The sequence below is a fragment of the Bacteroidota bacterium genome, from assembly GCA_034723125.1.
Lineage (GTDB): Bacteria > Bacteroidota > Bacteroidia > CAILMK01 > JAAYUY01 > JAYEOP01.
In genome coordinates this window covers 1-2,850 of the sequence record JAYEOP010000291.1, presented here as the reverse complement: position 1 = coordinate 2,850, position 2,850 = coordinate 1, and the positions used below count along the sequence as shown (strand labels likewise).

The 2,850-nt window shown below is 35.7% G+C and carries 3 protein-coding genes; all 3 read left to right on the top strand.

What is annotated here, in order from left to right; all coding sequences use genetic code 11:
• The first annotated feature begins 266 nt into the window (after positions 1–266).
• The 3 genes from U9R42_08030 (at position 267) to rhuM (ending at position 2,445) form a co-directional block, all read left to right on the top strand.
• Positions 267–1,229: an FISUMP domain-containing protein gene (locus U9R42_08030; GenBank protein ID MEA3495968.1), complete on the top strand. Its 963-nt coding sequence runs from the start codon at positions 267–269 to the stop codon at positions 1,227–1,229.
• A gap of 43 nt (positions 1,230–1,272) precedes the next feature.
• Positions 1,273–1,401 (top strand): hypothetical protein, encoded by a 129-nt coding sequence (locus tag U9R42_08025; GenBank protein MEA3495967.1) that lies wholly within the window; start codon positions 1,273–1,275, stop codon positions 1,399–1,401.
• A 171-nt stretch (positions 1,402–1,572) separates the two neighbouring features.
• Positions 1,573–2,445, top strand: coding sequence for a RhuM family protein (gene rhuM / locus U9R42_08020; protein MEA3495966.1), 873 nt, complete (start codon positions 1,573–1,575; stop codon positions 2,443–2,445).
• The last annotated feature ends 405 nt before the right edge of the window (positions 2,446–2,850 follow it).

Here is a 2,850-nt window from a genome sequence, read left to right as displayed (position 1 = left end):
GAAATTTATACAAGGAAAAGACAGAAGACAGTCATATATTTTTCCAACATCACTGGAAGAAGCAATTCGAAAAACGCAAACCTAAAAAATCAAATTATTTTTGAGCAAAGCAGAAATGTCCTTATATTTGACAAAAATTTAATTGGTGGTTAGGGTTAATAGACAGACTGTCGTTGATGTTCATCGGTACAAGACCCTACAAGCTTGAAACATTGAACAAAAACAGTTAAATAAAATGATTTTTTAACAATTAAAATTTTTAACAAATGAAAAACAAAAAAAGATTTATGAGATTAGCATTATTATTAATGGGAGTATTTTTAGTATTTGCAATTAATTGCAATAAAGATGATGACGATGGATTAGAAAACCTTCCTGTCCTATCCACTACAGAGGTAACAGAGATTACCCCAAACACAGCTACATCAGGCGGAAATATAACCGATGATGGTGGAATAACAGTGACTGCTCGTGGTGTTTGTTGGAGTACAAACGAAAACCCGACTATCGAAGACAACAAAACAGAGGATGGTGCAAGTGCAGGAATTTTTACAACTAGTGTTACCGATTTAGAGCCAAACACAACCTACTATTTAAGAGCCTACGCTACCAACAGTGCAGTTACTGGTTATGGCAGTGCCATGTCTTTTACAACACAAGACACTTTTACCGACCTGCGTGATGGCAAGGTTTACCAAACGGTAGTCATCGGCAATCAAGAATGGATGGCAGAGAACCTCGCTTATGCATCATCAAGCGGGAACTTTTGGGCTTACGATAATGATGATGCAAATCTAGAAACTTACGGTTATCTATACGACTGGGAAACTGCCTGCGATGTTTGTCCAGATGGCTGGCATTTGCCAAGTGATGCTGAATGGAAGAAATTGGAAATGGCACTCGGTATGTCACAGGCAGACGCTGATGATAAAGGCTGGCGAGGTACAAACGAAGGTAGCAAATTGGCAGGAAATGCAGGTTTATGGTATGATGGAGATTTAGAAAACGATGCAGGTTTTGGCACATCTGGCTTTACAGCCCTTCCGGGTGGTAGCCGTTACTATAAGGGTACATTCAACGGTATTGGAGATATCGGTTCCTGGTGGAGTGCTACCGGGTACTATACCAGTTACGCCTGGTTCCGGAACATGTCCTGCGATTTTAGCTATGTTCATCTGTCCTACACCTATAAGGATTATGGCTTTTCGGTGCGTTGCGTGAGGGATTAATTTATTTGATTATTACCGCGTAGCTGTCGATTTTTTTTGAAAAATGGTACAGTATAATGAATTACCGGTATATAAAGTATCAGAAGTACGTTATAAATCGAACCTGACAGAAATAAAACCAATAATACCGAAAGAATTAAAAATAGGAGGACAATTATATGATGCACTATAAACCTAACGCTTCGCAGTTATACACATTGTCAAGTCACACAAGCCAACGCTTGACCAATCGTATAAAAGAGTTAGCTGAACGCTACGAAACACCTTTGCCACAAATAGAGGCTGAGCTTGCCGAAGTCGAAAGCAAAGTAAATACTCATCTTGAAAAAATGGGATTTGTGATATGAAAAACGAAATAATTCTATATCAATCCAATGAACTTACCTCACGTATTGAAGTAAGAATTGAAGATGAAACAGTTTGGTTGACGCAGGAGCAGATGGCAAGCTTATTTGGACGAAATAGAGTAGCAATTACACAACATATTGGTAATGTTTTTAAAGAAGGAGAACTTGATAAGGAAGTGGTATGTAAGGATTTCTTACTAACCACTCAACATGGTGCTGTTAAAGGAAAAACACAAACAAGAAAGATAAAAATATACAATCTTGATGTAATTATTTCTGTTGGTTACAGAGTAAAGTCAAAGCAGGGAACTCAATTTCGTATATGGGCAAACCAAATTCTAAAAGATTATTTGCTAAAAGGCTATTCTCTTAACAATAGAATGAACCGTATTGAAGATAATTTGCAAAATTTATCTAAAAAAGTAAACGGAATAGACTTACAAATAAATGCAAGTTTACCGCCCAACCAAGACATCTTTTTTAAAGGACAAATATTTGATGCCTATACCTTTGTTTCCGATTTGGTAAGAACAGCGAGAAGCTCAATAATACTTATAGATAATTATATTGACGATACAGTGCTTACGCATTTTGCAAAGCGAGAAAAAGACGTAAGTTTTACTATTCTTACCAAAAATATATCGAAACAATTAAGTTTAGATATAAAAAAACACAACGAGCAATACCCAACAGTAACAGCAAAAGCATTTAAAGATGCTCACGACCGCTTTCTTATTATAGATGAAACGGAAATATACCACTTTGGAGCAAGCCTTAAAGATTTAGGCAAAAAATGGTTTGCTTTTTCTAAAATGGATATTTCTTCGGTTAAGGTTTTGGATAAACTAAAAGAGGAGGGCTTGATATGAAAAATGAAATAATTCTATATCAAACGGATAACTTATCGGAAAAGTTAGAGTTAAAGATGATACTATTTGGCTTACCCAAGCACAGATTGTTAGCCTTTTCGATAGTAGTAAAGCAAATATTAGTGAACATATAAAGCATATTTTTCAAACAAATGAATTGATGAAAAATTCAACTGTTCGGAAATTCCGAACAGTTCAAAAGGAAGGAAACAGAACGGTTTCAAGAGATTTGACTCACTACAATCTGGATATGATTATTTCAATGTGTATATATTAACCGAAAACTACCCACTCTATTAACCGAAATGTATCCACCTAAAAAAAACAAATAATTTTTGAGCAAAGTCGAAATGTTCTTGTATTTGACAAAAATTTAATCGGTGGTTAGGGTTATTAGACAGACTG